The organism is Streptomyces rubrogriseus, from assembly GCF_027947575.1.
Classification (GTDB): Bacteria; Actinomycetota; Actinomycetes; order Streptomycetales; family Streptomycetaceae; genus Streptomyces; species Streptomyces rubrogriseus.
In genome coordinates this window covers 3461595-3488383 of record NZ_CP116256.1, presented here as the reverse complement: position 1 = coordinate 3488383, position 26789 = coordinate 3461595, and the positions used below count along the sequence as shown (strand labels likewise).

At 73.9% G+C, this 26789-nt stretch carries 29 protein-coding genes; 13 read left to right on the top strand and 16 right to left on the bottom strand.

Translation table 11 applies throughout. The annotated features are described in order from the left end of the window. Positions 1–72: 72 nt before the first annotated feature. From Sru02f_RS15925 to Sru02f_RS15905, 5 genes are all read left to right on the top strand, one after another. Entirely contained in the window at positions 73–825 is a 753-nt protein-coding gene (locus tag Sru02f_RS15925) for a (Fe-S)-binding protein (protein WP_109030678.1), read from the top strand. Continuing rightward, positions 822–2300, top strand: coding sequence for a LutB/LldF family L-lactate oxidation iron-sulfur protein (locus Sru02f_RS15920; RefSeq protein WP_109030677.1), 1479 nt, complete (start codon positions 822–824; stop codon positions 2298–2300). The genes Sru02f_RS15925 and Sru02f_RS15920 overlap by 4 nt, the downstream gene beginning before the upstream one ends. Continuing rightward, entirely contained in the window at positions 2297–2944 is a 648-nt protein-coding gene (locus Sru02f_RS15915; RefSeq protein WP_109030676.1) for a LutC/YkgG family protein, read from the top strand. The genes Sru02f_RS15920 and Sru02f_RS15915 overlap by 4 nt, the downstream gene beginning before the upstream one ends. A 120-nt stretch (positions 2945–3064) precedes the next feature. Next, the gene (locus Sru02f_RS15910) at positions 3065–3856 is read left to right on the top strand and encodes an ABC transporter ATP-binding protein (RefSeq protein WP_164271752.1); all 792 of its coding nucleotides are present in this window, start codon (positions 3065–3067) and stop codon (positions 3854–3856) included. A gap of 3 nt (positions 3857–3859) precedes the next feature. Next, positions 3860–5170, top strand: a complete 1311-nt coding sequence (locus tag Sru02f_RS15905) for an ABC transporter permease (RefSeq protein WP_109030674.1) — start codon at positions 3860–3862, stop codon at positions 5168–5170. Positions 5171–5237: 67 nt separating this feature from the next. On the opposite strand, the gene Sru02f_RS15900 is transcribed toward Sru02f_RS15905, so the two are convergent. The 3 genes from Sru02f_RS15900 to Sru02f_RS15890 all read right to left on the bottom strand — a co-directional run bounded on the left by Sru02f_RS15900 (position 5238) and on the right by Sru02f_RS15890 (position 7344). Then, positions 5238–5597, bottom strand: coding sequence for a cupin domain-containing protein (locus Sru02f_RS15900; protein WP_003978039.1), 360 nt, complete (start codon positions 5595–5597; stop codon positions 5238–5240). 80 nt (positions 5598–5677) lie between these two features. After that, positions 5678–6655, bottom strand: a complete 978-nt coding sequence (locus Sru02f_RS15895; RefSeq protein WP_109030673.1) for a threo-3-hydroxy-L-aspartate ammonia-lyase — start codon at positions 6653–6655, stop codon at positions 5678–5680. Positions 6656–6663: 8 nt separating this feature from the next. After that, on the bottom strand, positions 6664–7344 hold the full coding sequence (locus Sru02f_RS15890; RefSeq protein ID WP_109030672.1) for a helix-turn-helix transcriptional regulator: 681 nt from the start codon (positions 7342–7344) through the stop codon (positions 6664–6666). 205 nt (positions 7345–7549) lie between these two features. On the opposite strand from Sru02f_RS15890, the gene Sru02f_RS15885 reads away from it, so the two are divergent. Beyond that, complete coding sequence (locus Sru02f_RS15885) at positions 7550–8350, top strand: class I SAM-dependent methyltransferase (RefSeq protein ID WP_109030671.1); 801 nt, start codon at positions 7550–7552, stop codon at positions 8348–8350. A gap of 44 nt (positions 8351–8394) precedes the next feature. On the opposite strand, the gene Sru02f_RS15880 is transcribed toward Sru02f_RS15885, so the two are convergent. Next, positions 8395–8700: a hypothetical protein gene (locus Sru02f_RS15880; protein ID WP_373103468.1), complete on the bottom strand. Its 306-nt coding sequence runs from the start codon at positions 8698–8700 to the stop codon at positions 8395–8397. A gap of 144 nt (positions 8701–8844) precedes the next feature. Between Sru02f_RS15880 and Sru02f_RS15875 the strand changes: the two genes are divergently transcribed. Further along, a complete protein-coding gene (locus Sru02f_RS15875; RefSeq protein ID WP_109030669.1) occupies positions 8845–10506 on the top strand; it encodes an alkaline phosphatase D family protein in 1662 nt (553 codons plus the stop codon). Between the two features lie 200 nt (positions 10507–10706). Further along, a complete protein-coding gene (locus Sru02f_RS15870) occupies positions 10707–12083 on the top strand; it encodes a trypsin-like serine protease (RefSeq protein ID WP_109030668.1) in 1377 nt (458 codons plus the stop codon). 61 nt (positions 12084–12144) lie between these two features. Here Sru02f_RS15870 and Sru02f_RS15865 read toward each other — a convergent pair whose 3' ends face one another. The 7 genes from Sru02f_RS15865 to Sru02f_RS15835 all read right to left on the bottom strand — a co-directional run bounded on the left by Sru02f_RS15865 (position 12145) and on the right by Sru02f_RS15835 (position 17930). After that, positions 12145–13233, bottom strand: a complete 1089-nt coding sequence (locus tag Sru02f_RS15865; protein WP_109030667.1) for a serine hydrolase domain-containing protein — start codon at positions 13231–13233, stop codon at positions 12145–12147. Beyond that, on the bottom strand, positions 13230–14150 hold the full coding sequence (locus Sru02f_RS15860; protein WP_109030666.1) for a DUF6895 family protein: 921 nt from the start codon (positions 14148–14150) through the stop codon (positions 13230–13232). Before Sru02f_RS15860 ends, Sru02f_RS15865 begins: the two co-directional genes overlap by 4 nt. Further along, positions 14147–15127, bottom strand: coding sequence for a DUF6895 family protein (locus Sru02f_RS15855; protein ID WP_109030665.1), 981 nt, complete (start codon positions 15125–15127; stop codon positions 14147–14149). Before Sru02f_RS15855 ends, Sru02f_RS15860 begins: the two co-directional genes overlap by 4 nt. Then, positions 15124–15831 carry a hypothetical protein gene (locus Sru02f_RS15850; protein ID WP_109030664.1) on the bottom strand — a complete coding sequence of 236 codons (708 nt, stop codon included), beginning with the start codon at positions 15829–15831 and terminating at the stop codon, positions 15124–15126. The genes Sru02f_RS15855 and Sru02f_RS15850 overlap by 4 nt, the downstream gene beginning before the upstream one ends. A gap of 20 nt (positions 15832–15851) precedes the next feature. After that, a complete protein-coding gene (locus Sru02f_RS15845; RefSeq protein WP_003978025.1) occupies positions 15852–16040 on the bottom strand; it encodes a hypothetical protein in 189 nt (62 codons plus the stop codon). Positions 16041–16151: 111 nt separating this feature from the next. Beyond that, the gene (locus tag Sru02f_RS15840) at positions 16152–16787 is read right to left on the bottom strand and encodes a class I SAM-dependent methyltransferase (protein ID WP_109030663.1); all 636 of its coding nucleotides are present in this window, start codon (positions 16785–16787) and stop codon (positions 16152–16154) included. A gap of 141 nt (positions 16788–16928) precedes the next feature. Then, on the bottom strand, positions 16929–17930 hold the full coding sequence (locus Sru02f_RS15835) for a mechanosensitive ion channel family protein (RefSeq protein WP_109030662.1): 1002 nt from the start codon (positions 17928–17930) through the stop codon (positions 16929–16931). A 143-nt stretch (positions 17931–18073) separates the two neighbouring features. Here Sru02f_RS15835 and Sru02f_RS15830 point away from each other — a divergent pair, with 143 nt between their 5' ends. Together Sru02f_RS15830 and Sru02f_RS15825 are read left to right on the top strand one after the other, a co-directional pair. Further along, a complete protein-coding gene (locus tag Sru02f_RS15830; RefSeq protein WP_016325263.1) occupies positions 18074–18274 on the top strand; it encodes a hypothetical protein in 201 nt (66 codons plus the stop codon). A gap of 143 nt (positions 18275–18417) precedes the next feature. Beyond that, a complete protein-coding gene (locus tag Sru02f_RS15825; protein ID WP_109030661.1) occupies positions 18418–18843 on the top strand; it encodes a PPOX class F420-dependent oxidoreductase in 426 nt (141 codons plus the stop codon). Positions 18844–18861: 18 nt separating this feature from the next. Here Sru02f_RS15825 and Sru02f_RS15820 read toward each other — a convergent pair whose 3' ends face one another. Both Sru02f_RS15820 and Sru02f_RS15815 read right to left on the bottom strand, forming a co-directional pair. After that, a complete protein-coding gene (locus Sru02f_RS15820; protein WP_373103465.1) occupies positions 18862–20922 on the bottom strand; it encodes an MMPL family transporter in 2061 nt (686 codons plus the stop codon). Between the two features lie 198 nt (positions 20923–21120). Further along, complete coding sequence (locus Sru02f_RS15815; RefSeq protein WP_109030659.1) at positions 21121–21627, bottom strand: MarR family winged helix-turn-helix transcriptional regulator; 507 nt, start codon at positions 21625–21627, stop codon at positions 21121–21123. Positions 21628–21731: 104 nt separating this feature from the next. Between Sru02f_RS15815 and Sru02f_RS15810 the strand changes: the two genes are divergently transcribed. Then, entirely contained in the window at positions 21732–23294 is a 1563-nt protein-coding gene (locus Sru02f_RS15810) for an SDR family oxidoreductase (RefSeq protein WP_109030658.1), read from the top strand. 121 nt (positions 23295–23415) lie between these two features. Then, positions 23416–24792 (top strand): cryptochrome/photolyase family protein, encoded by a 1377-nt coding sequence (locus Sru02f_RS15805; RefSeq protein ID WP_109030657.1) that lies wholly within the window; start codon positions 23416–23418, stop codon positions 24790–24792. 25 nt (positions 24793–24817) lie between these two features. On the opposite strand, the gene Sru02f_RS15800 is transcribed toward Sru02f_RS15805, so the two are convergent. Genes Sru02f_RS15800 through Sru02f_RS15790 form a run of 3 tightly spaced genes read right to left on the bottom strand, consistent with a single transcriptional unit; the run spans position 24818 to position 25820 of the window. Beyond that, positions 24818–25252, bottom strand: coding sequence for a hypothetical protein (locus tag Sru02f_RS15800; protein ID WP_011027385.1), 435 nt, complete (start codon positions 25250–25252; stop codon positions 24818–24820). After that, on the bottom strand, positions 25245–25586 hold the full coding sequence (locus Sru02f_RS15795) for a DUF3140 domain-containing protein (protein WP_109030656.1): 342 nt from the start codon (positions 25584–25586) through the stop codon (positions 25245–25247). Before Sru02f_RS15795 ends, Sru02f_RS15800 begins: the two co-directional genes overlap by 8 nt. Before the next feature lie 6 nt (positions 25587–25592). Continuing rightward, positions 25593–25820, bottom strand: a complete 228-nt coding sequence (locus tag Sru02f_RS15790) for a hypervirulence associated TUDOR domain-containing protein (RefSeq protein ID WP_159107507.1) — start codon at positions 25818–25820, stop codon at positions 25593–25595. Between the two features lie 145 nt (positions 25821–25965). On the opposite strand from Sru02f_RS15790, the gene Sru02f_RS15785 reads away from it, so the two are divergent. Then, positions 25966–26766, top strand: a complete 801-nt coding sequence (locus tag Sru02f_RS15785) for a thioesterase family protein (RefSeq protein ID WP_109030654.1) — start codon at positions 25966–25968, stop codon at positions 26764–26766. Positions 26767–26789: the final 23 nt, after the last annotated feature.

The following is a 26789-nucleotide window of genomic DNA, read 5'->3' as shown; positions in this document are numbered from 1 at the left end:
GCTCCCCAGCGCCGGATCGGCCGACTAGTCTGCACTCATCATTCATCCGATGATCGAACACGAGGAGCCGCGATGCGTGTCGCTCTGTTCCTGACCTGCGTCAACGACACGCTCTATCCGGAGACCGGCCGTGCCGTGGTGCGGCTGCTGACCAGACTCGGTGTCGAGGTCGACTTCCCGATGGCCCAGACGTGTTGCGGGCAGGCGCACTACAACACGGGTTACCGGCACGAGGCCGAGCCGCTGGCCCGGCACTTCGCGGACGTCTTCACGGACTACGACGCGATCGTGACGCCCTCGGGCTCCTGCGGCGCGATGGTCCGGGAGCTGTATCCGCGGATGGGTGAGCGGGCGCGGGCGGAGGGGCGCGGGGACACGCTCGCGGCCGTGCTGGCGCCGGTGGTGCCGAAGACGTACGAGCTGACGGAGTTCCTGGTGGACGTGCTCGGGGTGACCGACGTGGGGGCGTACTACCCGCACACGGTGACGTACCACCCGACCTGCCACGGCCTGCGGAGCCTGGGCCTCGGCGACCGGCCGCGGCGGCTGCTGGAGGCGGTGAAGGGGCTGGAGCTGGTGGAGCTGCCGGGCGCCGAGGAGTGCTGCGGCTTCGGCGGCACCTTCGCCGTGAAGAACTCCGACGTGTCGGCGGCGATGGGGGCGGACAAGGTGCGCAACGCCGAGTCGACCGGCGCGGACGTGCTGTGCGCGGCCGACAACTCCTGCCTGATGCACATCGGCGGGACCATGACGCGGCTGCGCACGGGCATGCGGCCGGTGCACATCGCGGAGATCCTGGCGAGCACCGGGGAGGCGGCCGTATGAGCGGGACGTTCGTGGGCATGCCGGCCTTTCCCGTCGCGGCCCGGCAGGCCGTGGGCAACGAGACACTGCGCGGCAACCTGCGCCACGCCACCCACACCATCCGGGACAAGCGGGCCCGCGCGGTGGCTGAGCTGGACGACTGGGCGGCGCTGCGGGAGGCCGGGAAGCAGATCAAGGACCACACGCTGCGCCACCTCGACCGGTACCTGGTGCAGGTGGAGGAGGCGGTCACGGCGGCCGGCGGCACCGTGCACTGGGCCGCCGACGCGGACGAGGCCAACGAGATCGTCGCCCGACTCGTCGAGGAGACCGGCGAGTCGGAGGTGGTCAAGGTCAAGTCGATGGCGACGCAGGAGATCGCCCTCAACGAGGCCCTGGAGGCGCGGGGCATCCACGCCTACGAAACGGATCTCGCCGAGCTGATCGTGCAGTTGGGCAAGGACCGGCCCTCGCACATCCTGGTGCCCGCCATCCACCGCAACCGCGGCGAGATCCGGGACATCTTCCGCTCCGAGATGAGCGAGTGGGGCCGACCCGCGCCCGAGGGGCTGACGGACACGCCCGCCGAACTGGCGGAGGCGGCCCGGCTGCACCTGCGGGAGAAGTTCCTGCGGGCCAAGGTCGGCATCTCCGGCGCCAACTTCGTGGTGGCCGAGACCGGGACGCTGGTGGTCGTGGAGTCGGAGGGCAACGGGCGGATGTGCCTGACCCTGCCCGAGACGCTGATCTCGGTCGTCGGCATCGAGAAGATCGTGCCGAGGTGGCAGGACCTGGAGGTCTTCCTGCAGACCCTCCCCCGCTCCTCGACGGCCGAGCGCATGAACCCGTACACGTCCATGTGGACCGGCACCACCGGTGAGGACGGCCCCCGCACCTTCCACCTGGTCCTGCTGGACAACGGCCGCACCGACACGCTCGCCGACGAGGTCGGCCGCCAGGCGCTGCGCTGCATCCGCTGCTCGGCCTGCCTGAACGTGTGCCCGGTCTACGAGCGGGCGGGCGGTCACGCCTACGGCTCGGTGTACCCGGGCCCGATCGGTGCGATCCTCAGCCCGCAACTGCGGGGCACCAAAAGCGAGATCGACGCCTCACTGCCGTACGCGTCCTCGCTCTGCGGCGCCTGCTACGAGGTGTGCCCGGTCGCCATCGACATCCCCGAGGTGCTGGTGCACCTGCGGGAGCGGGTGGTGCAGGGCGGGCCGGCCGTCCGGGGCGGCAACCGGGTGGTGCTGAAGCCGGCCAAGGGGCACGCCGCCGAGCGGGCGGCGATGCGGGCGGCGCAGTGGGCGTTCACGCACCCGGGCGCGCTGCGGACCGGGCAGCGCCTGGCGTCGCGCACCCGCCGCCTGCATCCGCGCACGCTGCCCGGTCCCGGCCGGGCGTGGAGCGGCACCCGGGACCTGCCGGCGGTGCCCGCGGAGCCGTTCCGGGACTGGTGGCAGCGCACGCGCGGCGGGAAGGACGGAGCGAAGTGAACAGCAGGGAACGCATTCTGGGCCGGGTGCGCCGGGCCCTGGCGGACGTGCCGGACGACGCGCGGCCCTACGAGGAGGCCGTCGCCCGGGACTATCTGCGCGAGCACGGGCAGCGGTCCGTCGCTCGGACGGTGGACCTGCTCGCCGAGAACCTGGCGGACTACCGGGCCCTCGTGCACCGGTGCACGGACGGGGAGTTGCCCGAGCTGGTGGCCCGGCTCCTGGCTGCGCACGGTTCGGGCAGCGTGGTGGTTCCGCCGGGGCTGCCGACGGGGTGGCTGAGGGCCGTGGACGCGACGCTCGTCCAGGACTCGGCGGCGAGTACGGCACCGGAACTCGACCGGGTCGACAGCGTGGTGACCGGCTGCGCCGTCGCCGTCGCCGAGACCGGCACGATCGTCCTGGACGGCTCCCCCGACCAGGGACGGCGGCGCATCACCCTGGTCCCCGACCACCACGTCTGCGTCGTGCGGGTGCCCGGCCAGGTCGTGTCGTCGGTGCCCGAGGCGCTCGAGCGCCTCGACCCGGCCCGCCCGTTGACGTGGATCTCCGGTCCCTCCGCGACGAGTGACATCGAGCTGGACCGCGTCGAGGGGGTGCACGGCCCACGCACCCTGGAGGTGGTGTTGCTGAGCGGCTCGTAGCGCTGCCGGGGTGTCGCTGAGTACACCCCCCGATACGGGCTCTGCACCCAGTGTGGTGCGGCCCCACTCTCCGTAGCGTCTTCCACGAGGCACCGCACAGGGCGTGCCACACGGAAGGTGATGAGGATGTTTCGCTCCGGCGCACGAGGCAACCACGACCCGGGCCCCGCCTCCGAGGCCCTCCGGCTCGTCAAGGTGACCCGGACGTACGGCTCGGCGGACAACGCCGTGACCGCCCTGGACGGGGTGACGCTGAGCCTGGGACGCGGCACGTTCACCGCGGTGATGGGACCGTCCGGTTCGGGCAAGTCCACGCTGCTGCAGTGCGCGGCGGGCCTCGACCGGCCGGACAGCGGCATCGTGTGCGTGGACGGCAAGGAGCTGACGGGTGGCGGCGAGGCGGAGCTGACGAAGTTCCGGCGCGGCCGGGTCGGGTTCGTCTTCCAGCAGTACAACCTGCTGGAGACGCTGACCGTCGCGCAGAACACGGTGCTGCCGCTCAAGCTGGCCGGGCGGCGCGTCGACCGGAAGCGGGCGCGGGAGGTCCTGACGTCGGTCGGTCTCGGGGACCGGCTCGGCCACCGCCCCGCCCAGCTCTCCGGCGGTCAGCGGCAGCGGGTGGCGATCGCGCGGGCGCTGGTCACCGAACCGCGGGTGATCTTCGCGGACGAGCCGACGGGCGCCCTGGACACGCGCAGCGCCCGGCAGGTGCTGCTGCTGCTCCAGGAGGCGGTCCGGGTGCACGGGCGGACCGTGGTGATGGTGACGCACGACCCGGTCGCCGCCTCGTACGCCGACTCGGTGGTCTTCCTCGCCGACGGACGGCTGGCGGGGCGGATGGACGCGCCGAGCCCGGACGCGGTCGCGGAGCGCCTCGCGCACCTGGGCGACGACGTGCCGGCGGGGGTGTGAGCGATGTTCGTACTGGCTCTCCGGTCGATCCGGCGCCGCCCTGGGCGGTTCCTGGCGACGCTGCTGTCCGCCTTCCTGGGGGCGGCGATCATCATGACGTTCAACTCGATGCACGACACGGCCGGGCAGGACGGCGTCGACCCGGTCAGCTCGGAGACGCTGGGCACGGCGGCGGGGGTCGTCGGCGGCTACGGGACTCTGCTGGTGTTCTTCGCGGTGGCCTCGACGCTGACCGTCAACGTGCGTCAGCGCACCGCCGAACTGGACCTGCTGCGCTGCTCGGGGGCGACCCCGGCGCAGATCAAGCGGATGGTCGTGGGCGAGGCGGTGGCGGTGGCGCTGGTGGGCGCGGCGCTGGCGATCGGCCCGGCGATGCTCGGCGGCCGGGCACTGCTGGACATGTTCCAGGACAGCGGCCAGGTGGCGCGGTCGGTGGACTACTCGTTCGGCCCCGTCGCGTTGCTGAGCGGCGTGGGCATCACCCTGCTGGCGTCCGCGGGCGCCGCGTTCCTGGCGGTGCGGCGCCTGACCCGCGGTGGCCGGGAGCGGACCCGGGCGAAGCGGTTCCTGGCCGGTGCGGCGCTGGTCACCGGTGCCTCGGCGGCCGGTGCCACCTTCCTGTTCTCCGCGACCGACGAGATGCTGATGGCGGCGCCGGCCTACGGGGCGATCCTGCTGTCGGTCGGTTTCGCGCTGCTGTCGCCGCGGCTGCTGAAGGGCGTGCTCGACCGGCTGCCGCTGAGCGGCGCGAGCGGCTGGCTGGCGGTGCGCAACCTGCGTGAGCGGGCGAGTCACCTGGCCGGGATCCTGGTCTCGCTGATCCTGTTCACCGCGGTGTCGACGGCGACGCTCACGATGCAGTCGGTGGAGAGCGACGCGGTCGAGGCCTCCGGTCTGGTGAAGTCGGTCGACGCCAAGAACCTGGAGACGCTGAACCTCACGGTCGTCGGCATCATCGCGGTGTTCGTCTGCGTGATGCTGGTCAACTCGCTGTACGCGGCGACGACGTACCGCTCGCGAGAGTTCGGTCAGCAGCGGCTGGCGGGGGCGACGCCGGGGCAGGTGCTGGGCGTGGTCGGCGCCGAGGGCGTGATCCTCACGGTCACGGGGGTGTTCTTCGGCACGGTGGCCGCGCTGGCCGGTGTGGTGCCGTTCACTGTGGTCCGCACCGACGCGGTGCTGCCGGACCAGTTCCTCGGGGTGTGGCTCGCGATGGTGGCGCTGGCCGCGGCGGTGACGCTGGGTACGGGCCTGGGCACGGCCCGGCGGGTGCTGCGCACCCCCGCGGTGGGCGCGGTGACCCCGGCCGCCTGAGCGGGGAGGACGCAGGGGAGGGCGACCGCCGTGGCGGTCGCCCCCTCCCCCGTTGCCGGCCGGCGCGCTAGTCGGCCTTGGCGTACTCCTTGGCCATGCTGCCCGCGAAGTCGTACACGACGCACTGTGCGTCGCCCACGACCCAGGCGTCGTGGCCCGGTGAGCAGACGAAGACGTCGCCCGGGCCCACCTCGCTCTCGGTGCCGTCGTCCATGCGGACGTGCATACGTCCCTCGACCACGTAGCAGTTGTGGTGGATCATGCAGCTGTCGGTGCCCGCGATCGGCGCCACGGACTCCGACCAGCGCCAGCCCGGTTCGAAGGTGGCGACGGCGAAGTCGAGCCCTTCCATGTGCACGGCCTCGATGTGCCCGCGGGGGAAATCGCGCCGCTCGTCCGGCTTGTCGAGCGTCTTTGCCTCCAGCATGACGCTCCTCCTTTCCCTGTCCCCACCACTCCATCGTCCGCCTGTCAACTCGGCGGCGCCATCCGGGGGACGCGCGCGGCTCAGCGGGGCGCGCCGCAGAGTTCGGCGAATCGGGCGGCGTCCACGTTGCCGCCGGAGAGGATCACGCCGACGCGGCGCGGCAGGGCGTCGATCCGGCCGTTCATGAGGGCGGCCAGTGGAGTGGCACCGCTCGGTTCGAGGACGGTCTTCAGCCGTTCGAAGGCGAACCGCATCGCGTCCCGGATCTCGTCGTCGGACACCGTCACGATCCCGTCGAGCAGGCGCCGGTTGAGGGAGAACGTCAGCTCGCCGGGGGTGGGCAGGGCCTGGCCGTCGGCGATGGTGCGCGGGACCGGCACGGTGACCCGCCGGCCCGCGGCCAGGGAGCGCCTGGTGTCGTCCCCGGCCTCCGGCTCGACGCCGATCACCCGGGTGCCGGGGTGCAGGGCCTTGACCGCGGTGGCGCTCCCGGCGATCAGTCCGCCGCCGCCGACCGGGGCGACCAGCGCGTCCAGCTCCCCCGTCTCCTCGACCAGTTCGAGGGCGGCGGTGCCCTGGCCCGCGATGACGTGCGGGTGTTCGTAGGGCGGGATCAGGGTCAGCCCGCGGTCGGCGGCCAGCGCTTCGGCGACGGCCACCCGGTCGCCGGTGTAGCGGTCGTAGGTGACGATCTCGGCACCGTAGCCCGCGGTGGCGTCCCGCTTGGAGGGCGGCGCGTCCTCGGGCATGACGATCACCGCGGTCGTGCCCAGTTCACGGGCGGCCAGGGCGACCGCCTGGGCGTGGTTGCCCGAGGAGTAGGCGGCGATGCCCCGGGTCAGCTGCTCCGGGGTGAGGCGGGAGGCCGCGTTGTAGGCGCCGCGGAACTTGAAGGCGCCGACCCGCTGCTGGTTCTCGCACTTGAGGAAGACCTCGGCGCCGACGAGGGCGTCCAGGGTGCGCGAGCGCAGCACCGGGGTGCGGTGCGCGACGCCCTTGATGCGGGCCGCGGCGGAGCGGACGTCGTCGAGGGTGACCGGCGGGGTGGTGGTCGTCACGGGTGTCCTCAGGGGGTGTCGGCGGCCGGGCCGGTGTCGGCGCGGGCCTGGGAGAGGTAGTGGTAGGCGGAGGCGCGGGAGATGCCGAGCCGGGTGGCGACGTGCTCGACCGAGCGGCGTACGGCGAAGACTCCGCGCCCGTCGAGGTCGCGGAACAGCTGGAGCCGCCGGTCCCGGTCCAGCGCCGCCCAACTGGTGTCGCGGCGCAGCGGGTGGGCGTCCACGATGGCGTCGACCACGGCGTCGATGTCGTCGCCGAAGGTGGTCGCCGGTACTTGGGCGGGGGCGCGGGCGGTCCCGGCGAGGGCGCCGAGGAGGGCGTGGGCCCGGTCGACGGCGGTGACGTCCAGGTTGACGCACAGGGCTCCGAACACGGCGCCCGTGGAGTCGCGCAGCACCATGGTGGAGGACTTGAGCAGGGTGCCGTCGGCCGTGCGGGTGACGTAGTTCAGCTCGTCGTGCGCCTCGTCGCCGCGGGCCAGCACGCGCATGCCGATCTCGCTCATCGCCCCGCCCACCGTCCGCCCGGTCACCGCCCCGGCGACGGCCACGACCGAGCGCTCGGGGCGCCGGTAGTCGTGCAGCACCGCCTCGCAGACCGGTCCGAACGTCGCGGCGATCCCCTCGACGACGGGGCGCAGCGCGGCGAGGACGGCGTCGCGTTCGGCGTCCAGTGCGGGCTCGGGCATCTTCTGGGCCTCCTTGCTCGGCTCCGGGCCCTCAGACTACATGTCCAGCACCTGGACCGAAAGTCCAGAGCGCTGGCCGGAGAACCGCGGGAGCGCGCGGGCCGGCGCGGGTATGTGTCCCGCTACCACGAGCCCGACACGGCCCGCGACTCCCCCCCCCGGCACTCTCCTTGTCCGAGTCATTCGTACGGAGGTCGTTCCCCCGATGCCCAAGGACGCCAAGTCCCCGAAGAAGCTGCGCAGCGACCGCGCCGCGCTCACGCACAAGGTCGGGTACGCGCTGCGCCACCCCGAGCGCGTCGGCCCCTACGTCCGCCGGGCCGGCCGGGACGCGTGGCTGCGGGTCAGGCACCCCGACCACGTCGGTTACTACCGGGCGGTGATGGCCTCCGACGCCCGGCGCAGTCCCGAGGCCGCGGTCGGCAGCCGGACGCACGACCGCTGGCTGGCGCTCGGGCAGATGCAGTTCGACTACCTGGTCGAACACGGACTGCGTCCCGGGCACCGGATGCTCGACATCGGCTGCGGCAACCTGCGCGGCGGCTGGCGGTTCATCGACCACCTCGACAGCGGCCACTACTACGGCGTCGACATCTCGCCGGACATCCTGATCGCCGCCAAGAGGACCCTGACCGAGCGCGGACTCCAGGCCAAGCTGCCCCACCTGACCATCACCGGGGACCTGCGGCTGGAGTTCCTGCCCGACGACCACTTCGACGTCGTCCACGCGCACAGCGTCTTCTCCCACTCGCCGCTGAACGTCATCGACGAGTGCCTGGCACACGTCGGGCGCGTCCTGACGGACACCGGGTTCTTCGACTTCACCTTCGACCGGACGGAGGGCACCGAGCACCAGGTGCTCCGCGAGGACTTCTACTACCGCACGGACACGCTGCTCACCCTGGCCGCCCAGCACAACCTGCACGCGCGGTTCATGGAGGACTGGGAGAAGCGGCCGCACGGCCAGTCCAAGATCCGGGTGAGCCGCTCACCGCTGCCGTCGTAGGCGGCCGCTCCCGTGGCCCGGGGGCCGGACGGTTCGTCCGGCCCCTACGGGCGCGGGTTGACCCGCCGCCAGGCGGGCCGCGAGTCCGCGCCCCGGCGGCCTACCGCGGCGGCGCAGCGCGGGCAGACCCGGCGGACGGCGTCGGCGGCGCCCCCGGACTCGGGCAGCACGTCGGTCCAGGCGACCGCGGAGAACCGGGAGAGCCGCGAGCGGTGGAGGGACAGGCCGCACACGGTCTCGTTCCTGCCCGGCTCGCGGGCGTGCACCTCGCCGGCCGGCAGCCAGCGGCCGTCGTCCTCGTCCCACCAGCGGCCGGAGGCCGCCACCTCGTAGCGCCGTGTCCTGGCCATGGCCCCCGGGTGCCCGGAGGGGCCGCGCCCACACGCGCGTACCTCCTCCTGTGTGATCACTCCGCAAGCCCTTCCGGTTTAGGGCGTTTTGTCTGCTTAACATGCGGGGTCCGCGCATCGCCCCGTTGTACGAGAGGACACCAGATGGCGCCCACGGGCCGACCCAGCGCACTGGCCGAGCACGCCTTCTCCCCCCACGACGCCGTGCTGGGCGCCGCCGCCCGGCACCTCGGCCGAAGGCGCTTCCTCACCGTGACCGCGGCCGCCGCCGCGCTCGCCTTCTCCACCAACCTCCCGGCCCGCGGGGCGGTCGCCGCACCCGAACGCACCGCCCGGATCAGCAAGGACCCCTTCACCCTGGGTGTCGCCTCCGGCGACCCGCTGCCGGACTCGGTGCTGCTGTGGACCAGGCTGGCCCCCGAGCCGTTCCTGGAGGACGGCGGGATGGGCACGGAGCGGGTCACGGTCGAGTGGGAGGTGGCCCTCGACGAGTACTTCGCCGGTGTCCTGTTCCGGGGCACCGCCGACGCCCACGCCGAGTACAACCACAGCGTCCACGTCGACGTGAAGGGCCTGACGCCCGGGACCGTCTACTACTACCGCTTCCGCGCCGGTGCCTGGCTCAGCCCGGCGGGCCGCACCCGCACCGCCCCGGCGGCGGGCAGCGCCACCTCGTCGCTGAAGCTCGCGGCGGTCGCCTGCCAGGCCTACATGGACGGCTACTACACCGTGCTCCGCCACGTCGCCCAGGACGACGTGGACGTGGTGTTCCACCTCGGCGACTACCTGTACGAGTACGCGGTGAACTCGGAGGGCGGGGAGCGCCGGTACACCGACGTCACACTGCCCGACGTCTTCAACCGCGAGACGATGACCCTCGCGGACTACCGGCTGCGCTACTCGCTCTACAAGACCGACGAGGATCTGCGGGCCGCGCACGCCCGGCATCCGTTCGTCGTCGCCTGGGACGATCACGAGACCGAGAACAACTACGCGGGCAGCACCCCGGAGAACGACATCCCGCCGTCGGAGTTCCTGCTGCGCCGGGCCGCCGCGTACCGGGCGTACTGGGAGAACCAGCCGCTGCGCGCCGCCCAGCTGCCGCAGGGCCCGGATGCCCGGCTGTACCGCCGGCTGCACTGGGGCACGCTGGCGCAGTTCGACATCCTGGACACCCGCCAGTACCGCTCCGACCAGGCCTACGACGACCGGCCGCACGCCCCCGGGGCCGAGTCGGACGATCCGGCGCGCACCATCACGGGCGCCGAGCAGGAGCAGTGGCTGCTCGACGGCTGGAAGGGCTCGACGGCGCTGTGGAACGTGATGCCCCAGCAGGTGTGCTTCTCCCAGCGCAAGTTCGACGTGACCGCCGACGCCGCGCTGTCCATGGACGCCTGGGACGGCTACCGCGCCTCGCGCGGAAGGGTGGTCGCCGGCGCGAAGGCCGCCGGGGTCGACAACTGGCTGATCCTCACCGGCGACGTGCACGTGGGCTACGCCCTCGACGTCAAGGAGGACTTCGACGACCCGGCGTCCGCCACCGTCGGCACCGAGGTCACCTGCACCTCGGTGGCCAGCGGCCGGGACGGCGTGGAGAAGCCCGCCAACTGGGACCTGTACATGCAGGCCAACCCGCACATGAAGTTCTACAACGGCAAGCGCGGCTACGTCCGGGCCGAACTCGGCCGGCAGGCCACCCACCTCGACTTCAGGACGGTCGCCGCCATCAGCACGCCCGGCGCCGCCGTGACCACGGCCGCCTCCTTCGTCACCGAGGCGGGCGAGCCGGGGCTGAAGCCCGCCTGATCGGGCCCGGCCGCGGCGGGAGGGTGCCCGCGTACTGCACATGGCACCCACGGCGTCCCCCATCGCGCGAAACAGCCCGGGGTCGGGCTTCGCCGCGGATCTCTGCGGCAATGCCTGTGACTTCGCCGCAGGCGCACCGTGATCCACGGTCGCCCACCGAACCCCGCTGTCTCGCACAGCGTCCGAAGGAGGCACATCGCATGGTCGGCAGACATGCCGCGCGCAGCCGCCGCGCAGCCCTCACCGCGCTCGGCGCCCTGGTCCTGACCGCACTCCCCTCGGCCGCGTCGGCCGCACCGCCGCCCGTCCCCGGACCGCGGCCCGCCGTGGCCCGCACGCCGGACGCCGCCGCCGCGCCGGCGCGCATGCTGAGCGCCATGGAGCGCGACCTGAAGCTGGCGCCCGGACAGGCTGAGGCCCGGCTGGTCAACGAGGCGGAGGCGGGCACCCGCGCGGGCATGCTGCGCAACACGCTGGGCGACCGCTTCGCGGGGGCCTGGGTGAGCGGGGCCACCTCCGCCGAGCTGACCGTCGCCACCACCGACGCCGCGGACACCGCCGCCATCGAGGCGCATGGCGCCAAGGCGGCCGTCGTCGGCAAGAACCTCGCGGAACTGCGCGCGGTCAAGGAGAAGCTGGACACCGCCGCCGTCCGCACCCGGACCCGGCAGACGCCGGTCTGGTACGTCGACGTGCGGACCAACCGGGTGACGGTCCAGGCCACCAGCGCGTCGGCCGCGACCGCCTTCCTCACGACCGCCGGGGTGCCGGGCGAGGAGGTGGGCGTCCGCGTCTCGTCGGACCAGCCGCGCGTGCTGGAGGACCTGGTCGGCGGCGACGCCTTCTACATCAACGACCAGGCCCGCTGCTCCATCGGCTTCTCCGTCACCAAGGACGACCAGCAGGGCTTCGCCACGGCCGGGCACTGCGGCGACCCGGGCGCCACCACCACCGGGTACAACGAGGCCGACCAGGGCACCTTCCAGGCCTCCACGTTCCCCGGCAAGGACATGGCCTGGGTGGGCGTCAACTCCGACTGGACCGCGACGCCGGACGTCAAGGCGCAGGACGGCGAGAAGATCCAGCTCGCCGGGTCGGTGGAGGCGCTCGTGGGCGCGTCGGTGTGCCGTTCCGGCTCGACCACGGGGTGGCACTGCGGCACGATCCAGCAGCACGACACGAGTGTCACCTACCCGGAGGGCACCGTGAACGGGCTGACCGAGACGACGGTGTGCGCCGAACCCGGCGACTCCGGCGGGCCCTTCGTGTCGGGCGTCCAGGCGCAGGGCACCACGTCCGGCGGCTCCGGGGACTGCACCAACGGCGGGACCACGTTCTACCAGCCGGTCAATCCGCTGCTCAGCGACTTCGGCCTCACCCTGAAGACCACCTCCGCCGCGACCGGGACACCCGCGCCGCAGGACAACGCGGCGGCGGACGCCTGGGCCGCGGGCCGGGTCTACGAGGTCGGCACCACCGTGTCCTTCGACGGTGTGCGGTACCGGTGCCTGCAGGGCCACCAGGCACAGGGCGCCGGGTCACCGGCGAGCACGCCGGCCCTGTGGCAGCGGGTCTGACGGACCGTACGCCCGGCGCGGGGTCGCTCGACGCGGCCCCGCGCCGACCCGTGTACCGGCGCTATCCCTCGGCGAGGAGCGCGTACGCCGTGGCGATGAACGGGTCCCGGGCGCGGAACCGCCGGGTGCACACGGCGGCCAGGGCGGTGTCCGTGTCGGGCCTGTAGCCCAGGAACGCCTGCTGGCCCAGGGTGGCGCCGCTGTGGAAGTACATGGGCCCGCCGTCCGTGGGGTGCCGGAACCACGCGACCGTGTGCACGTGCCGGTGCCCGAGGCCCCGCCGGAGCACCGGCACCCGCACCGCGCGCAGCGCGCCGGCGGCCGGTGAGCGGGCCGGGTCCAGGTGGGCCTCCAGGAAGGTGAGCAGGTCGTCGGGGGTGGACCGGACGGCTCCTGCCGCCTGGAAGCCGCCCGCGTCGAAGGGCGGGACGGGGGTGCGGCCGTCCTTGCGGTGTCCCACGGCGTCGGTCTCGGGTCCCTCCGCGCGCAGGGCCGTTCCGCTGAGGCCGAGGGCGCGCAGCACCTGCCCGGTGATCAGGTCCTCCCATGCGGTGCCGGTGGCCGCGGCGATCGCGTGACCGAGGACGGAGACGCCGTAGTTGGAGTAGTGCCAGCGGGTTCCCGGACGGTGCCTGGGCGCGTGGTGCAGGAAAGTGTCGGTCAGCCGCCCGGCGGGGTAGCGGGCGTAGGGGTTGGTGCGCCAGGCGGGCAGTCCCCGGCGCACGAAGTCGGCGGGCAGCGCGGACAGCCCCGACGTGTGGGTGATCAGGTGCGCGAGGGTCACGGGGTGCGGGCCGGCGTTCCTGCCGGGGTCCAGGCAGGTGGCCGCCGCCTCGCCGCCGGTGAGCACGCCGCGCCGGATCAGGCGCATGAGCAGCAGCGCGGTGAACGTCTTGGACGCCGACCCGATCTCGTAGCGCAGGTCCTCCCGGGGGACGCCGGGCGGCGGGGCGGTGCCGCCGCCGTGCAGGGTGCGCCGGCCGCGCCGGGAGACGGCGAAGACGACGTCGGGTGCGTCGGAGGCGTCCACGGCGTCGGCCAGCCGCTCGCGCAGCGCGGCATCGTCGGGCGGCCCGGGCTCCGGCGGGGGGTACTCCGCGTGCTCCTCGGTGGCGGGTTCGCCCGGCCAGGGCGTACGACGGCCCGTCACGACGCGGAGTGCGCCAGCTCGGTGAGGGCGCGGGAGGTGGCCAGCAGGGAGGCGAAGGCGGCGACCAGCGTCGGGTGGTAGACCACGTCGAACACCGTGTCGGGGTCGCCCTCGGGCATCGTGCGTACGGCGGGCATGGCGCCGTCGGGCTGCTGTGCGGCGGCGAAGCCCCGCCAGGCGGCCTCGTCGAGGGTGGGCCGGGGCAGGCAGGCGTCCACGACCAGGAGTTCGCCGAGCAGGTCCCAGCGCTGGAGGTCCAGCCAGTCGTCGATCCACACCGGGAGCCAGGTCGCGAGGTAGTCGGCGACGTCGGGCGGCAGGCCGCCGGGGTTCTCGCCCCAGTCGGTGAGGTGGAAGACGGTGTGGGTGATGTCGTAGGCGGTGTGGCCCTCGACCGTCCACGGCTCGGGGGTCCCGGCCAGCCAGGTGGCGGCGACCAGTTCGGCCTCGGGCGGTCGTGCGGTCAGGCCGAAGCGGCGCTGGAAGGCGGACAGGCCCAGGCGCCGGGTCGCGGTCACCGGGAAACGCGTCCAGCTGTCCAGCCGGTGGTTGAGGACCGTGGCGCGTTCGATCTCGGGCTGGCTGTAGCCCAGCTCCTTGAACGGCAGGTACACCTCGAAGGGGACGGGCGAGAAGGGTTCGACGCGCTGGCCGCGCACCAGCATGCGACCGCCGTCCAGGATCTCGCGCCAGGTGTGGTCGAGCAGTTGGCGTGCGAGCTGGGCCTGCCGGGATCCGGCGACGCCCTCGCGGAAGAGCACCGTGCAGATGAGGGCGAGTTCACCGATCGGCTTGAAGCGTTCCAGGAAGCCGACCTCGGGGTCCACGTCCGATTCGAGGCGGAAGCCGTCCCGGTGGGCCCACAGCCACTCCAGGGCACCGGCTCCGACGCGGTGGATCAGGCGGGTGTCCGTCATCCCGGCGCTCCTTGTCCGGCGTGACGCGCCGCGTGCCGCGCGTCCGGCGGGCGTGTCGTGGCTGCCGTTGCGAGGGCCGCCGCGAACGCGGCCATCAGGGTGGAGTGGTAGCAGTCGGTGAAGTCGTAGGGGTCCGGTCCCGGGTCCGCACCGGCGGCGTCCTGGGCGGCGCCCTCCTCGGGGATCGCGCCGGAGCCGGACTGGGCGGCGGCGACCCGCTGCCAGGCGTCCTCCAGGACGGCGGGTTCCGGCGGGCGCGGCAGGCTCGCCGCGACGGCGAGCAGTTCGCAGCTCAGGTCCCACATCCGGGCGTCCAGGCAGGTGTCGAGCCAGGGCGGCAGCCAGTGCAGGAGGTACTCGGCCAGGTCCGCCGGGACGCCCCGGGCCGCCCGTCCCCAGTCGGTGAGGTGGAAGACGACGTGGGTGAGCGCGTAACCGGCCGCGCGTTCGAAGGTCCAGGGTTCCGGGAGGCCGCCCAGCCAGGTGCGCCCCAGCGCCCGCGGCACGTCCCCGTGGGGGTCGATGCCGCTGCGCCGCTCTGCCTCCAGGACGCCGAGGCGGCGGGTGGGGTACTGCTCGGTCAGCCGCCAGCCGCGGGTACGGGCCAGCACCGCGGCGGACTCCTCGTAGCCGGGGTGCCGCAGTCCGGCCGAGGCGAAGGCCGCGTAGACCTCCAGCGGGTAGGTGGCGAAGGGCTCCAGCGTCTGCATGAGCGGGAAGAGTTCACCGCGGTGGGTCTGCTGCCAGGCGAAGTCCAGCAGTTCGGACACGCGGGTGTGCAGCGGGTCCCCGGGCGGGGTGCACCGGGAGACGGAGGCGCAGACCTGGGTGAGCTCGCCCAGGGGCTTCCAGGTCCGGTTGACCTGGCCGTCGGCCGCCAGCGCGTCGTCGCCGAGCGCGAAGCGGTCGCGATGGGTCCACACCCAGTCCAGTGCGGCCGCCTCGACGTCGCGGACGCGCCCGTCCGGGACGCTCACAGCAGGACCCCGGCCGGCATCAGCCGTGCCGCCTCCAGTTGCAGGGCCACCCGCGGGTCGGAGCCGCCCATGAGGCGTACGAAGTCCAGTCCCGCTTCCAGACCGAGGGTGTCCGGCACCCCGTCCAGAAGGGTGAGCCAGCGCCCGGCTCCGGCCGCCTGCTGCCAGTCGCGGCGGCGTACCGCGCGGACGAAACCACGGGCCACGTCCACGGGGCGGCCGCGCGCCACGCGGGTCACGGCGCACTCCTCGCCGGGCAGCGCGAGCGGCGCGAGGACGGCGAGTTGGTGGGTGAGGAACTGCCAGCCGGCGTCCTCGAGCCAGCGGGCGTCGGGTTCGGCGCCGGGCTCGTCGACGGGCGGGCCGGTCAGAGGCTGTTCGGTGCGGCGCAGGGCACGGGTCATGGCCCAGTGGCTCCACACGACGGTGGGGGCCGCGTCGCCGCGCGGCGGATGCGCCGCCACGGCCTCCTCGAACACGGCGAGTTGTCCCGGGTCCGGCGGGACGCGCAGCAGGACGCTGGGCAACAGGGCGTCGGCGCCCAGGACGCGTACCGCCGCACGGGCGACGCCCTCACCGGCGCCGCCTCCCGTCAGGGTGCTGCCCGCTCGCACGTGGTCTCCGCTCCGAAGAGCGGAGACCACGTCTGAAGCGAGGTCCAGCACCGTTCCCTGCAGGAGGGCCGATGTGCTCGACTGCTCCATCTCATTCTCCCGTCGGTCCGTCAGCCCTTCTTCGGGCGCGGGGTCGGCGGCGAGAGCAGGAGGCTGGTGCCTCCCGACTGCAGGGCGAGCGCGGCGCACTCGCGACTGTCGCGGAAGACTCCGTCAGGCTCGGCGGGGTCGAGTGCCGCGTCGATGTCGATGTTCTCGGTGCGGGTGACTTCCTCGAGCACCTTGTCCTTGGAAGGCATTTCACCATCTCCCTCTGGTAGCCAAATGGCCTTCACCTCCAAGGGTGTCCGATAAGTCCCAGAACATGCCTTTCTTCACAAAATTCTCGGGAGGTAACTCGTTCAACGACCTCAGGCCCGCCGCAGCCGCCACACGTGGTCCTCGCGGAAACCCTCGACACCGTCGGGCGAGACGCTCGGCCGACGAGCGGTCCGACGCGTCTCGACGCTCCACTCCCCCTCGGGCAGGGCGAGTTCGGCGAGGACGCCGTCCAGGGTGGGGAAGACAGCGTCGAACGGCGGTTCGGTCTGCCAGGAGGGCCAGCCGGCGTGCATGACGACCAGCAGGGTGCCGCCCGCTGCCACGGCCCGCGCGGCGGCGCGCAGCACCGTCTGCTGGTCGAGGGCGACCGGGGACTGCAGGTAGTGGGCGCTCACCAGGTCGAAGGAGCCCTCGGGGAACGAGGGTCCCAGCTCGTGGCGTTCCCAGGCGACGCGGTCGCCGACCCCGGCCTCGGCGGCGTGCCCGGCGGCGCGTTCGAGGGCGGTGGCGGAGATGTCCGCGCCGGTGACCCGCCAGCCGCGCGAGGCCAGCCACACGGCGTCCGCCCCCTCGCCGCAGCCGAGGTCGAGCGCGGTGCCGGGGGTGAGTTCGGCCGCCTCCTGGACCAGCAGCTCGTTGGGGCGGCCGCTCCAGACGCGGCCGGTGTCGCGGTAGCGGGCTTCCCAGAATTCCGCGGCGGGAGCCGGCGCGGGGATGTCGGTCATGGTGCCTCCTGGGGCGGGCGCGGTGGTCGGCTCGGCGGGGCGCGCGAGGACCGCGCACCCCGTGTGCAGGCTGCCCCGCCCGGTCGGGAGGCGCCAAAGATGTTTGCCGGAACGGCAAAACCGCGTCGCCGGGCGACTCCGTCAGCGCGTGAGCGCCTCCGCGTCGCCGCCGGCGCCGTCGGTGCGCACCCACACCGCCCGGCGCGGGAAGGGGATCTCGACGCCCGCGTCGTCCAGCGCCTCCTTGGCCCGGCGGCGCAGTTCGCGGGTGACGCCCCACTGCTGGAGCGGCACCGTCTTGACGGCGAGGCGCACCAGCACGCCGTCGGCGTCCAGGGACTGCACGCCCCACACCGCCGGGTCCTCCAGCAGGACGTCCGCGAAGTCCGGCTCCTCGCGCAGCGCGCGGCCGGTGTCCTCCAGCACGCGGTAGACGGTGTCGAGGTTCGCGTCGTGGGACACGGCGACGTCCAGGACGGCGCGGGCCCACTCCTGGCTGTCGTTGCGGACCCGCAGGATCTCGCCGTTGCGGATGTGCCACAGGCCGCCGTTGAGGTCGCGGACGTGGGTGAGGCGCAGGCCGACGTGCTCCACCTCGCCGACGGCCTCGCCGAGGTCGACCGAGTCGCCCACGCCGTACTGGTCCTCGACCATGATGAGCAGCCCGGACAGGTAGTCCGCGACCAGGCTCTGGGCGCCGAAACCGATGGCCAGGCCGACCACCCCGGCGCTGGCCAGCAGCGGGCCGAGTGCGATGCCGACCTGGTCGAGCACCATGGCCACGCCGACCATGAACAGCACGATGGTGACGGCGCTGCTGAGCACCGAGCCGATGGTGCGGGCCCGCTGTTCCCGGCGTTGCCGCGCCCGGGACCGGTCGCGGTGCAAAACCGCGGCTCCGCGGGACGTCCTGCGGGGGCGGCTGCGTTCGGCCTCGCCCGCCGACGGTTCCAGGACCCGCTGGACGACCCGGGTGATGGCCCGCTTGGCCACCGCGCGCAGCACGAGCAGGATCACGACGATGAGCACGATGCGCAGCGGTATCCCGATCAGTGCCGTGGTGTGCTCGCCGACCCAGTCCGACCACGAGCCCGCCAGTTGCGGGTTCGTGGCCGGTTCGGCGGGCGGGGAGGTGTGCGACATCGGCTCGGCTGCTCCGTTCCTCGGGGGCGTCTTGTCCGTCGTCGGAGCCGCCTACCCAACCGCCGCGCGAACATGACGGCTTTCACCGGCGCCCGTCGGGGCACCCGCCCGGCGTCGTCCCTCGGCGGAAGGGGTCCCCCGGCGTGGTCACCGTTGCCGTCCTGCTGCTGCCCGCACTGGGCCTGCTGCTGTTCACCATGACGTATCTGGAGGACCGGCTGTTCGGTGATCCGGACCCGCCCCGGCACGCCCGGCGCAGGCATCTGCGTCTCCTCCCGGGCGGCGGGAGCGGCGCGGACCGCAGGACCGGCGCGGGCCGGGCCTCCGACCGCGACGCCGCCTGACACCGCTCTCCGGCACGCCGGAGAACCGGCGGGTCGGCCAACCGGCGGGTCGGCGGACCGCACGCACCCCGCCGAGCGGCCGGACGGCCCGCCGGGTGATGCTGGTGCGCACGGGACACACGTGGCACGGCCGAGGAGAGTGGATGGACGCCGGGGAACAGCACGAGGCGGACGACGAGTTCGTCAGGTTCTGGCAGGAACGCCGGGTGTGCTTCCTGTCGACGCGGCGGGCCGACGGCACGCCGCACCTGGTCCCGGTCGGGGTGACGTACGACCACGCCACCCGCACGGCGCGGGTGATCACGAGCCGGGACACCGCGAAGGCGCGCAACGTGCGACGGGCCGCCGGGGCGGTCGTCGCCGTGGGCCAGGTGGACGGCCGGCGCTGGTCCACGCTGGAGGGCGTGGCCCGCGTGCGCGACGACGCCGGGGCGGTCCGCGACGCGGAGACCCGCTACGCGGCCCGCTACCGGCAGCCCCGGGCGAACCCGGAGCGGGTCGTCATCGAGATCGACGTACGGCGCTTCCTCGGCACCGTGCGCCCGTCGGAGCGGCGTCCGCGGGCGTGACGGCCGGGGCGCGGCGGCTCAGTCCCGTCCCGCCCGGGTCCGGTGTCCGAGCCGCCCGGGCCACCAGGCGACGGCGCCGATGTCGCGGGCGAGTGCCGGGACCAGCAGGGAGCGCACCACCAGCGTGTCCAGCAGGACGCCGAAGGCCACGATGAAGGCGATCTGCAGCAGGAAGGCGAGCGGGATCACCCCGAGCGCGGCGAAGGTGGCGGCGAGGACGACGCCGGCCGAGGTGATCACGCCGCCGGTGGCGGTCAGCCCGCGCAGGATGCCCTCGCGCACGCCGTGGCGCAGCGCTTCCTCCCGCACCCGGGACATGAGGAAGATGTTGTAGTCCACTCCCAGGGCCACGAGGAAGACGAAGCCGTACAGCGGGACGGAGGCGTCGGTGCCGCTGAAGCCGAACACATGGGTGAAGACGAGCGCCGAGACGCCCAGGGTGGCCAGGAAGTTCAGCGCCACCGTCGCCACCAGCAGCACGGGCATCAGCAGGGAGCGCAGCAGCAGGACCAGGATGACCAGGATGATGGCGAGGACCACCGGCACGATGAGGGTGCGGTCCTCGGCCGCGGTCTCCTGGGTGTCGTACTGCTGGGCGGTGTAGCCGCCGACGAGGGCGTCCGCCCCGGAGACCTCGTGGACGGCGGCCCGCAGCAGGACCACCGTGCTCTTGGCGGCGTCGCTGTCGGCGGGCGCCTCGAGCGTCGCGTCGACGCGTACGCGTCCGTCGACCACCAGGGGCGTACCGGCGCCGGGTCGGCCGGAGTCGGTCACCGGGGCGGCCGAGGCGACGCCGTCGGTGGCGCGGGCGGCCCGGAGGACCGGGTCGAGGCGGTCGGCCTCGGCGATGACGACGGCGGGGTTGCCGGAACCGCCGGGGAAGTGTTCGGCGAGGGTCTGCTGGGCGGCGACCGAGGGCGTGTCGTTCACGAAGATCTCGTCGAGCGGGACGCCCTTGGAGCTGAGGGTCGGTGCGAAGGCGGCGCAGGCGAGCAGCGCGGCCAGTGAGACGGCCCAGATGCGGCGCGGAGCGCGGTCCACGAGCGCCGCGACACGGTGCCACAGCCGGTGTCCGGCCTCCGGGTCGCCGGTCCGCACCGGCTTGGCCGGCCAGTAGGCGACCTTGCCGAGCAGCACCAGGACGGCGGGCAGGAAGGTGAGCGTGCTCAGCACCGAGCAGACGATGCCGATGGCACCGACGGGCCCGAGCGCGCGGTTGTTGGTCAGGTCGCTGAGCAGCAGGGCCAGCAGGCCGAGCGCGACGGTGGCCGCACTGGCGACGACGGCGCCCCAGGAGTCGCGCAGCGCGGCGCGCACGGCGCCGAAGCGGTCCGGGTGGCGGGCGAGCTCCTCGCGGAAGCGGGCGGTGAGCAGCAGCGCGTAGTCGGTGGCGGCGCCGATGACCAGGATGGAGAGGATGCCCTGGACCTGTCCGTCGACGCGTACGACGTCGCGGTCGGCCAGGGCGTAGACGATGGCGCACGACAGGGCCAGTGCGAAGACCGCGCTCAGGATGATGACCAGGGGCAGCAGCACGCTGCGGTAGACGAGCAGCAGGATCACCAGGACCGTGATCAGCGCGACGGCGAGCAGCAGTCCGTCGATGCCCGCGAAGGCGTCGGAGAGGTCGGCCTGGGAGGCCGCGGGCCCGGCGAGCTGCGCCTGGGTGCCGGGGACCTGCCCGGCGGCGTCACCGATGTCCGCCAGCACGTCCGGGAGCCGTTCGCCGAGGTCCGGCTCGACCTGGACGACGGCCTGGAGTGCCCGGCCGTCCTCCGAGGGCAGCGCGGGGCTCGCGGGTCCGACGATCCCCGGGTCGCCTTCGAGGCCCGCGACCGAGCGGGTGGCGGCCTGCTGGTGCGCGGTGACCGCGGCGTCGCCGTCGCCGTCTGCGGTCCAGACGACGATCACGGGGAGCGTCTCGTCCTGCTGGAAGGCCTGCTGCGCGTCGACGACCCGCGTGGACTCCGCGCTACGGGGCAGGAAGGAGGCCTGGTCGTTGGTGGCGACCTCGCCGAGCTTGCCGGCGTAGGGGCCGAGCGCTCCGCCGACGACGAGCCAGACCAGGAGGAGCAGCACCGGGACGAGCCAACGGGCGCGTCGGGCACTTCGGGACGGGTGGGAGGGGTGGACATCGGTGTCGGGTCTCCAAATCTCGGGGGGCGCTGGCACCAAATGCAGCTCGATCATAAACAATCTCAATCATCGAGTTATTTTCGGGTGCCCTCGGGCGCCGGGCGCCGCGACACGCCGCCGTCCGCCGGGGCGGCGGCCGGCTCAGCGGTCGTCCGACGCCACCTGGCTCAGCTCCTCGTTCAACGCCGCCAGGAAACGGGCCACGACGGCCAGTTCGCCGTCGTCGAAGTGCGCGCGGGCGGCTACGGCGGCGTCGGCCAGCGGACGGAAGTACCGTCGGGCCGCCTCCCGGGCCTCGGGCACGTAGTGCAGGTGGACGACCCGGCGGTCGGCGCTCTCCCGGACCCGGCGCACGTGTCCGGCGCGCTCCAGCCGGTCCACGCACGCCGTCACCGCGCCCGAGGTCAGCCCCAGGTGCCGGCGCAGCCGTCCCGGCGTCATGGGTTCGGGCGCGTCCAGGATCGCCGCGAGGGCCTGGATGTCGGTGGCGTGCAGCGTGTGGGCACCGGCGAAACCGTGCACGACGCGGTTGATCTCGCCGTTCATCCGCCGCAGCTGGACGGCGAGGACGTGCAGGTCGCTCGCCTCGGGGCCGGATCCGGCCCCCCGCTCGTGCGCGTGCTGTCCGCGCTGGTTCGCTGTCGCCACGTGATCAGCGTATAGAAGGGTCGACCTGGGCCCGGACGCGTCAACCCCGTCCCCTTCGGGGGAAGGGGTCACGGTGACGACTGTCCCGCGAGCGACGGAGCCGCATGAGCCAGGCAGACGAAGGACCCGACCGGACGAGTGGGGCGGGCAGCGGGGCGGGCCCGCGCTGTCTGGTCACCGGGGCGACGGGATACGTCGGGGGGCGTCTCGTGCCCGAGCTGCTGGACGCCGGACACCGGGTGCGGTGCCTGGCCCGCTCCCCGCACAAGCTCCGCGACCACCCGTGGGCAGGACGGGCGGAGGTGGTGCACGGCGACGTGACCGACGCCGACTCGGTGGCGCGGGCGATGGAGGGCGTCGACGTCGCCTACTACCTGGTGCACGCACTCGGTACCGGCGACGACTTCGAGGCCACCGACCGGCGGGCGGCGCGCACCTTCGCCACGCGGGCCAAGGCGGCGGGCGTGCGGCGCATCGTCTACCTGGGCGGTCTGACCCCGGCCGGGGTGCCGGAGGGCGAGCTGTCTGCGCACCTGCGTTCCCGCGCCGAGGTGGGCCGGATCCTGCTGGCCTCCGGCGTGCCCACGACGGTGCTGCGCGCGGCCGTCGTCATCGGCTCCGGGTCGGCGTCCTTCGAGATGCTGCGCTACCTCACCGAGCGGCTGCCGGTCATGGTCACGCCCAGCTGGGTCCACACGCGCATCCAGCCGGTCGCCGTGCGGGACGTGCTGCGCGCCCTGGTGGGCAGCGCGACCATGCCGGACGAGGTGTCCCGGACCTTCGACGTCGGCGGCCCGGACATCCTGACCTACCGGGAGATGATGGAGCGCTACGCCAGGGTCGCCGAGCTGCCCAGACGGCTGATCCTGCCGGTGCCGATGCTGTCCCCCGGGCTGTCCAGCCACTGGGTCGGGCTGGTCACACCGGTCCCGGCGGCCATCGCGCGCCCGCTCACCGAGTCGCTGCGGCACGAGGTGGTGTGCGGCGAGAACGACATCGTGCGGTACGTGCCGCCGCCGCCGGGCTACCCCCTCGGCTTCGACGACGCGCTGCGGCTGGCCCTGCAACGGGTGCGCGAGGCCCGGGTCACCACCCGCTGGTCGTCCGCGTCCGTGCCGGGGGCGCCCAGCGACCCGCTGCCCACCGACCCCGACTGGGCCGGCGGCAGCCTCTACACCGACGACCGCGCGCTGACCGTCGACGCGCCGCCGGACGCGCTGTGGCGGGTCGTGGAGGGCATCGGCGGCGACCACGGCTGGTACTCCTTCCCCCTGGCCTGGGCGGTACGGGGCTGGCTGGACCGGCTGGTGGGCGGGGTGGGCCTGCGCCGGGGGCGCCGGGACGCCGCGCGGCTGCGGGTCGGCGACTCGCTCGACTTCTGGCGGGTGGAGGAGATCGTCCCCGGGCGGCTGCTGCGGCTGCGCGCCGAGATGCGGCTGCCGGGACTCGCCTGGCTGGAGATGTACGCCGAGACGGACGACGCCGGGCGGACGCGGTACCGCCAGCGGGCGCTGTTCCATCCGCACGGGCTGGCGGGCCATGCCTACTGGTGGAGCGTGTGGCCCTTCCACGCCGTGGTCTTCGGCGGCATGGCCCGCAACATCGCCCGCGCCGCCGCCCGCGCCGCCGGACCGCCGCGCCCGGTACCCGACGTCACCGGATCCTGAGCCCGGCCGGGCGGCGCGGGCGGGCGCACCGCCCGGGCGCGCCGGTGGTCAGCGCGTCCCCGCGCCGGGGGACCGCCGGTCCGGTACCGTCGCCCGCCCGACACCCCCCGCGAGGAGCGCCATGGCCACGTCGGTCGTCCTGTTCACCCGCGATCTGCGGCTGCACGACCATCCGCCGCTGCGCGCGGCCCTGGACCGCTCCGATGCCGTGGTGCCGCTGTTCGTCCGCGACCGGGCCGTGGACGCCGCCGGTTTCGCCGCACCCAACCGGCTCGCCCTCCTCGCCGACTGTCTGCGGGACCTGAACGCCGGGCTGCGGGACCGGGGCGGGCGGCTGGTCGTCCGCTCCGGCGACCTGGTCGAGGAGGTGTGCGCGGTGGCCGGGGAGGCGGAGGCCGACGAGGTGCACCTGGCGGCCGACGTCAGCGCGCACGCGCACCGGCGCGAGGAGCTCCTGCGGTCCGCCCTGTCGGCGCGGGGCTGCCGACTGCACGTGCACGACGCCGTGACCACCGTGCTGGCCCCGGGATCCGTCACCCCGGCCTCCTCCGACCACTTCGCGGTCTTCACGCCGTACTTCCGGCGCTGGAGCGAGCGAGCCGTCCGCGAGCCGCTGGCCGCCCCGCGGGGGGTCCGGGTCCCGGACGGCGTCGGCTCGGAGCCGCTGCCCGCCCGCGGGGACCTGACGGGGCTGTCCCCCGGGCTGGCGACCGGCGGGGAACGGGACGCCAGGAAGCGCCTGACGGCGTGGCTGCGCGGCGGCATCGCCGGCTACGCGGACCACCACGACGACCTGGCCGGCGACGCCACCTCCCGACTCTCCCCCGACCTGCACCTGGGCGCCCTCTCCCCCGTCGAGCTGGTCCACCGGGCCCGGCGTGCGGGCGGCCCCGGAGCCGAGGCGTTCGTGCGGCAGCTGGCCTGGCGGGACTTCCACCACCAGGTGCTGGCCGCCCGCCCGCACGCGTCGGCCGCCGACTACCGCACCCGGCACGACCGCTGGCGCACCGGCGCGGCCGCCGAGGCGGACGCCGCCGCGTGGCGGGACGGGCGCACGGGCTACCCGGTCGTGGACGCCGCGATGCGCCAGCTGCGGCACGAGGGGTGGATGCACAACCGGGGCCGACTGCTGGTCGCCAGTTTCCTCACCAAGACGCTGTACGTGGACTGGCGGGTCGGCGCCCGGCACTTCCTGGGGCTGCTCGCGGACGGCGACGTGGCCAACAACCAGCTGAACTGGCAGTGGGCCGCGGGCACCGGTACCGACACCCGGCCGCACCGGGTCCTCAACCCGACCACGCAGGCGCGGCGGTTCGACCCCGACGGGGCGTACGTCCGGCGCTGGGTGCCCGAGCTGGCCGGGCTGGCGGGCCGCTCCGTGCACGAGCCGTGGCGGCTGCCGGCGGGGGAGCGTGCCGCGTACGACGCCTACCCCGACCCGATCGTCGACCTCTCCGAGGGCCTGGACCGCTTCAAGCGGGCCCGCGGACGCGACTGAGCCCCGGGCCGGGGCGGGGGAACGGTCAGCCGCGGGGGCCGTCCGGCCGGGAGGTGTGGTCCGGGTGGTTCCGGGTCCGGCGGACCTCCTTCAGCTCCGCCTCGTACAGGTGGCGGCGGCCCTCGGCGAGACGCGCCACCGCGTCCCGCTCCAGGTCCCGGAACGGCTGGTAGTACGTCCGGTCGTAGGCGTCGACGATCTGGAACGTCCAGTGGCCGGGGATCACGTTGCGGCCCAGGATCTCGGTGCGCACCCGTTCCGCCAGCTCCGGGTGCCCCGCGGCGCGCAGCAGCTCGACGGCGCGGTCGAGTTCGAAGTCCGCCGAGCCGGTGTGCTGGTGGAAGGCGAACAGGTGGCCGCGGGCGCACTCGGTGGTCTCCAGGGCCTTGGACAGGGACCCGAGGGCCTCGACGGTCTCGTCGCTGACTCCCTCGGGGCGCCGGTGCGGGTCGTCATCCATGGTGAGCCAGGGGGTCGTGGCCCCAGTTCATGAGCGAGTACCGCCACCGGGTGTCCTCGACGTCGCCCGACGGGCGCTGGGCCAGGTGGCGGCGGACGTAGCCGACGACCTTGCGCATGTGCTCGTAGTCGTCGTCGGAGAGGTCGCCCTTGTTCTTGTGCAGGATCTCGACGATCCGGCGTCCGGAGGCGTGTCCGACGGACTCCCCGCCGTCCTGGTGGTGCCCGGCGTCGCGCGACTCGTCGGTGTCGAGCCACCGGTCCAGTCGGGCCGGTGTCATGTTCACCAGTTCGTGGAAGTCGTCCCGGGTCCGGTCCTGCTCGTTGCCGTCCATGGCGCCTCACTTCTTCTTCAGCGCGGACGGCTTGTGCACCGCCGACCTGCCCGACTTGTCGCTGCGGACCTGGTACTGCGGGTCGTCGGAGGAGGCGTCCACGGTGCGGCCGGCCGCCTCGGTACGCTTGGTGATCTTCTTCTCCACCTCCCCCTCGGTGCGGGAGCCGTGGCTGCTCCAGGTGACCTTGTCGCCCTTCTTCAGGCGCTCGCGGTCGTCGCGGTTCTTCGCCATCGTGGTACTCCTTCGCCTGCGCGCCCCCGCCTTCGGCATTCGGGCCACCTGGGTTCCCAGCCGGGGGCGTCCCACTCGGCCGGGGCGGTGATTCGCCGCCGAACTATCCTGGTCGCGGCCCCGCCGTCGTTTCAGGAGCAGCCCGTTGAACACCAGCACAGCGACCCCGGACAGCTACTACGAGCGGATCGACGAGCACCGCTACAAGCCCACCCCGCACGCGGGCGGCGCGTGGAGTGCGGACGAGCAGCACTTCAGTCCGCTCGGGGGTCTGATCGTCCACGCCGTGGACCGCCATCTGGCGGGTCGTGCCGGTGCGGGCATGTCACTGAGCCGGATCAGCTTCGACATCCTGGGCCGCCCGGCGCTCGACGAGTGCGAGATACGGGTGGAGACCGTCCGGCCGGGACGCACCATCGAGCTGGTCGAGGCGACCGTGCTGATAGCGGACCGGTCGGTGGCACGGGCCAGGGCGTGGCTGCTGGCCGACGGGGACACGAGCGCCGTCGCCGGCGGCGGTGCCGACCGGCTCGCGTCGCCGGACACGCTGGCCCGCTGGCCGATGGACACCGAGTGGCCCGGCGGATACATCGCCTCCCTGGACGTGCGCCCGCTCGCCCCGCCCCGGCCCGGTCGCACCACCGCCTGGGTCTCCACCGGCCTCGACCTGGTCGCCGGGGAGAGCGCGAGCCCGCTGGCCTCCTACGTCACGCTGGTCGACACGGCCAACGGCATCGCGGTGCGGCAGTCGCCGCGGGAATGGATGTTCCCGAACGTCGATCTGGCCCTGCACCTGCACCGCGCGCCGCGGGGGCGCTGGACCGGCCTGGACACCACCGTCGTCTTCGGGCCCACCGGTCAGGGCGTCACCAGCACCGTGCTGCACGACCTGGACGGCCCCGTGGGTCACGCCCAGCAGATGCTGACCGTCCGTCCGCAGCCCTGAGCAGCCCTGCCGGAGCCGCAGGA

Excerpts from the sequence above, each read along its gene's own strand:
- Sru02f_RS15900 (WP_003978039.1), bottom strand. The coding sequence starts at position 5,597 with ATGCTGGAGGCAAAGACGCTCGACAAGCCGGACGAGCGGCGCGATTTC.
- Sru02f_RS15810 (WP_109030658.1), top strand. The coding sequence starts at position 21,732 with ATGAGCCAGGCAGACGAAGGACCCGACCGGACGAGTGGGGCGGGCAGC.
- Sru02f_RS15850 (WP_109030664.1), bottom strand. The coding sequence starts at position 15,831 with ATGGAGCAGTCGAGCACATCGGCCCTCCTGCAGGGAACGGTGCTGGAC.
- Sru02f_RS15870 (WP_109030668.1), top strand. The coding sequence starts at position 10,707 with ATGGTCGGCAGACATGCCGCGCGCAGCCGCCGCGCAGCCCTCACCGCG.
- Sru02f_RS15880 (WP_373103468.1), bottom strand. The coding sequence starts at position 8,700 with ATGGCCAGGACACGGCGCTACGAGGTGGCGGCCTCCGGCCGCTGGTGG.
- Sru02f_RS15805 (WP_109030657.1), top strand. The coding sequence starts at position 23,416 with ATGGCCACGTCGGTCGTCCTGTTCACCCGCGATCTGCGGCTGCACGAC.
- Sru02f_RS15800 (WP_011027385.1), bottom strand. The coding sequence starts at position 25,252 with ATGGATGACGACCCGCACCGGCGCCCCGAGGGAGTCAGCGACGAGACC.
- Sru02f_RS15905 (WP_109030674.1), top strand. The coding sequence starts at position 3,860 with ATGTTCGTACTGGCTCTCCGGTCGATCCGGCGCCGCCCTGGGCGGTTC.
- Sru02f_RS15825 (WP_109030661.1), top strand. The coding sequence starts at position 18,418 with ATGGACGCCGGGGAACAGCACGAGGCGGACGACGAGTTCGTCAGGTTC.
- Sru02f_RS15790 (WP_159107507.1), bottom strand. The coding sequence starts at position 25,820 with ATGGCGAAGAACCGCGACGACCGCGAGCGCCTGAAGAAGGGCGACAAG.
- Sru02f_RS15845 (WP_003978025.1), bottom strand. The coding sequence starts at position 16,040 with ATGCCTTCCAAGGACAAGGTGCTCGAGGAAGTCACCCGCACCGAGAAC.
- Sru02f_RS15840 (WP_109030663.1), bottom strand. The coding sequence starts at position 16,787 with ATGACCGACATCCCCGCGCCGGCTCCCGCCGCGGAATTCTGGGAAGCC.
- Sru02f_RS15885 (WP_109030671.1), top strand. The coding sequence starts at position 7,550 with ATGCCCAAGGACGCCAAGTCCCCGAAGAAGCTGCGCAGCGACCGCGCC.
- Sru02f_RS15860 (WP_109030666.1), bottom strand. The coding sequence starts at position 14,150 with ATGACGGACACCCGCCTGATCCACCGCGTCGGAGCCGGTGCCCTGGAG.
- Sru02f_RS15925 (WP_109030678.1), top strand. The coding sequence starts at position 73 with ATGCGTGTCGCTCTGTTCCTGACCTGCGTCAACGACACGCTCTATCCG.
- Sru02f_RS15835 (WP_109030662.1), bottom strand. The coding sequence starts at position 17,930 with ATGTCGCACACCTCCCCGCCCGCCGAACCGGCCACGAACCCGCAACTG.
- Sru02f_RS15795 (WP_109030656.1), bottom strand. The coding sequence starts at position 25,586 with ATGGACGGCAACGAGCAGGACCGGACCCGGGACGACTTCCACGAACTG.
- Sru02f_RS15890 (WP_109030672.1), bottom strand. The coding sequence starts at position 7,344 with ATGCCCGAGCCCGCACTGGACGCCGAACGCGACGCCGTCCTCGCCGCG.
- Sru02f_RS15920 (WP_109030677.1), top strand. The coding sequence starts at position 822 with ATGAGCGGGACGTTCGTGGGCATGCCGGCCTTTCCCGTCGCGGCCCGG.
- Sru02f_RS15910 (WP_164271752.1), top strand. The coding sequence starts at position 3,065 with ATGAGGATGTTTCGCTCCGGCGCACGAGGCAACCACGACCCGGGCCCC.
- Sru02f_RS15875 (WP_109030669.1), top strand. The coding sequence starts at position 8,845 with ATGGCGCCCACGGGCCGACCCAGCGCACTGGCCGAGCACGCCTTCTCC.